Origin of the sequence: Limnohabitans sp. MMS-10A-192, from assembly GCF_003063335.1 — a bacterium.
GTDB lineage: Bacteria > Pseudomonadota > Gammaproteobacteria > Burkholderiales > Burkholderiaceae_C > Limnohabitans_A.
In genome coordinates, this window is the sequence record NZ_NERX01000019.1 from 1 (window position 1) to 3693 (window position 3693).

3 protein-coding genes and 1 pseudogene are annotated in these 3693 nt (G+C 54.5%); 2 read left to right on the forward strand and 2 right to left on the reverse strand.

The features are described from left to right. Positions 1 to 207: 207 nt before the first annotated feature. Positions 208 to 921 (reverse strand): c-type cytochrome, encoded by a 714-nt coding sequence (locus tag B9Z43_RS16905; protein WP_108327085.1) that lies wholly within the window; start codon positions 919 to 921, stop codon positions 208 to 210. Between the two features lie 119 nt (positions 922 to 1040). Between B9Z43_RS16905 and B9Z43_RS16910 the strand changes: the two genes are divergently transcribed. Next, positions 1041 to 2468: a PLP-dependent aminotransferase family protein gene (locus B9Z43_RS16910; protein WP_108327086.1), complete on the forward strand. Its 1428-nt coding sequence runs from the start codon at positions 1041 to 1043 to the stop codon at positions 2466 to 2468. Positions 2469 to 2691: 223 nt separating this feature from the next. Here the strand turns inward: B9Z43_RS16910 and B9Z43_RS16915 are convergent, their stop codons facing one another. Next, on the reverse strand, positions 2692 to 3141 hold the full coding sequence (locus B9Z43_RS16915; RefSeq protein WP_108327087.1) for a thioredoxin family protein: 450 nt from the start codon (positions 3139 to 3141) through the stop codon (positions 2692 to 2694). A gap of 217 nt (positions 3142 to 3358) precedes the next feature. On the opposite strand from B9Z43_RS16915, the pseudogene B9Z43_RS16920 reads away from it, so the two are divergent. After that, a pseudogene (locus B9Z43_RS16920) lies at positions 3359 to 3586 on the forward strand (ArsR/SmtB family transcription factor); the annotation flags it as partial. Between the last annotated feature and the right edge of the window lie 107 nt (positions 3587 to 3693).

Consider the following 3693-nt stretch of genomic DNA (forward strand, 5'->3'; position numbering starts at 1 on the left):
TCAGCTTGCTTGAGGAATCCGATGATCTGCTCGTCGGTAAATCGTGTGGTCTTCATATCCGCCATTCTCCAAAATTAGCGAACTTAGTTCCATCGATTTGGTACGGCTCAGAGGGGGCAGGTCATATCCACTCAAGGCAAACAAATCCCCCCAAACACACAACCATGATCACAGCCAAAGTCTTGGCCAATCTCAAACGCAAGACTTTCATCGAAATCCACTCCCACATTCCATGGTCGGTTGAGCAGGCAGGCTTCCAACAGGTAAGCCCCGCTTAACTGGCTGCGAAGACAGCCATGTCGCAACCGCCACAACGTCCTGCGGCGAAAGTCGGCGCGTGATTTCCCCCATGCAGTCTGGCAAGCTTGCACGCCGCATGCCGGTGCGCCACGCACCCAACTGCCCAAGCAGGTAATCGTGCGGTAGACCGAGCAGACCCGGCATGGCGGGAGCCACCCCCGTCATGGCTGCCCCATGGCAACTCGCGCAGGCAGGTACGCCAAGGCTGGCGTCACCGTGACGGACCAGTTGCTCTCCACGGGCCAGCGTCGCCGCGGGCGCTTTGGTGGTCTGCGCTGGCGGGTAGGGAAGGTCCAATGATGCGAAATGTTTCGCGATTTCCATCAGGTACTGGTCAGACATGTGGTCCAGCAGATAAGCCATGGTCGCGTTCTGGCGTCTACCGTCTCGAAAGTTGATGAGTTGGTTGTACAAATACCCGGCAGGCTTGCCCGCAATCCTTGGGAAATAGCCGCTGTTTGTTGCTCGCCCCTCCTTGCCATGGCATGTGGCGCAGGCCTGCATCCGTTGCCCCATGGAATCAGGGGGTTCAGCAGCCAAGGCTGTGCCTTGGTAAAGGGCAATAAAAAGCAGCCACCATGGAAGAAGGCGAGATACAGATGACGATGCAGTTGGGCTCATGTTTGAGGGACTCGTAAACGGTTTAAAGCAGTGTCGCGAACAACATCTGATACCGCCAGACTCAGTTAATATTTAAAATACCGTATCAGTTTGTCCTGACGCCTGATCCACCCTGCCCTATGAAAAAATACGAATTACTGGCCGAGGACATTGAGGCCCTGATCGCTTCAGGGACCATTCAGCCAGGCGAGAGGCTGCCCTCCGTGCGCCAGACCATTACCGCCCGGCACCTCAGTCCGTCCACGGTGTTTGAGGCCTATTACCTGCTGGAGGCGCGAGGACTGGTCGAGGCACGACCACGCTCGGGCTATTTCGTGAAGAGTCGGCCCGCCTTGCGCAACGAACCACAGGCCGCCAAACCTGCCCCAGAGCCACGGGAGGTGGTCGTCAACGACTTGGTGTTGGAAGTCTTGGGCGCGGGGCACGGGCTCGATGTGGTGCCTCTCGGATCCGCTTTCCCCAACCCACATTTGTTTCCAGTTGCCCGACTTGGACGCAGCATGGGCGCCGCTCTTCGAGAAATGTCACCAGCCCAATTGCTGGAAGACCTAGCACCGGGGAACGCGGAGTTACGCCGCCAAATTGCGGTGCGCTACATGGGTAACGGGGTCGCCGCCAGCTCAGAGGAAATTGTGATAACCAGCGGTGCAATGGAAGCGCTGAACTTGTGCCTGCAAGCCGTCACCCAAGCAGGTGATGCCGTGGCCATCGAGTCCCCAGCCTTTTATGGCTGTCTGCAGGCGCTTGAACGTTTGAAGCTGAGGGCGGTGGAGGTCGCTACCCACCCCCACGATGGCATTCAACTTGACTCGCTAGAAGCCGTGCTCAAACGCGAGCGCGTAAAGGCCTGCTGGTTCATGCCCAACTTCCAGAACCCTTTAGGTGCACTCATGCCCTTGGAGAACAAGCGCAAACTGGTCCACTTACTTTCGCAAAAGGGTATCCCGTTGATCGAGGACGATGTGTATGGTGAGTTGTACTTTGGCGTGCGGAGGCCGCCACCGGCCAAAAGCTTTGACAAGGACGGCTGGGTGTTGCACTGCAGCTCGTTTTCCAAGAATCTGGCACCCGGGTATCGGTTGGGATGGACTGCAGCAGGCCGTTATGCGCGCACCGTGGAGCGGCTCAAACTTTCAAGCACCTTGTCTGTCTCGGTACCCGTGCAATTGGGCATCCTGAATTACCTGCAGGAAGGTGGTTACGACAAGCACCTGCGCTTGTTGCGCGAGACGCTCAGCGCGCAGCGTGACTTGGCGCTTCAAGCCATTGCCAAGCATTTTCCGGCAGGCGTTCGGGTTACCCAGCCCGAGGGCGGCTACTTTTTGTGGGTGGAGTTACCGCCTGGTTTGAATGCGCTAGAGCTTCAGCGCCTGGCCTTATGTCAAAACATCAGCATCGCCCCAGGACAATTGTTCTCTGCGGACCAGCGATTCAGCCACTTCATTCGACTCAATTTCGGACACCCCTCGGCGGGACAACTCGGGCCATCGCTCAAGGCACTGGGAAGACTGGTACACGCTTTGGCAAAGTCAATACGACAGGATTGATGGGTAACTGGTTGGGTCGTTTGAGCGCCAACTGAGTCTGGTGCGTATTGTCCTTGGGAAACTTAGGCGGTTTGTGATGAAGCACGTTCTGCTCCGCCAAATGAACCCCGCTTGGAATCCATGCGGGGTTTTTTATTGATCTACCTCGACCAGAGGATTTTTCAATTTCTGCGGTGTTAGAAGCAGTTCATGCTCCGCAGTAGGTTAAATGAATTTTTTGTCGCTATAGCCTCGGCAGAACAGGGTTGAGTTTTAACTTGCCACTTTTTCTGATCGCAAGCACAAAGTCTTCCCAATCCTGAGATTGCTTTACATCTGAAACCCTCCAATCCATGGATTGAAGAAGACGCTGCAGATGAGTCAAACGCGGCTCGATGGGTCCCGCAAAGAAGATTTTCCCCGCCGAGTTAGCAATGACTATGGTTGGGAAAATCAGGATCTCAAGGTCCGCTAATGAATTGGCTTGGTCTTCAACGTCCACCCAATGCAAATGAAAGCCTTCGGTGGATAAGCCATCAAATTCCGGCTTGATTTTGCGGCAGATTGCGCACCAAGCTGCGCACAAGCAATAAACGTCCAGCAAGGAGGGTTCCCTTTCCAAATGAGCAGCGGTTGACCAGAGCCCAGAAAGCATTCCCGATGGATGTGGATGACTTTCATTGGCGCATGTCATGGAATGTCCAATTTGCGCCACTTGGCCAAGCCGATCAAGCACTTGGGTTTCAATGCATCATTCTAAATGTTGAGACAGCCATCTCGCACAAACGGGTAATTGAAAATTCAGTTGGAATTGCTAGCCTGCACAACGGAAAAATGATCTGAGGGGGTCATTTGTCATTCACATCAATCGCTGACATACAATAGTCACATATTTCCAGTAAGGTTGAATCATGGAAGACAAATACGTCATCAAAGCACTCGCGGCGCTAGCACAACCCAACCGACTTCAGATTTTTCGCTTGTTGGTCGTGAAAGGCGCGGAAGGGTTGACGCCCGCGCTGATCGCTGAGGAACTGGGTATGCCCGCGAACACTCTTTCATTTCACCTGAAAGAGTTGATGCACGCAGATCTCATTTCGCAAGAGCGCAGTGGCCGCATGGCATTCCCCCAAATCAGTAGACACTTTTCATAGCGCAGTTTGACGCTGGCGCTCGAACTCATGGGGGCTGAGTTGATCGAGATGCTTGTGGCGTCGCACTCGATTGTAGAAACCCTCGATGTAAT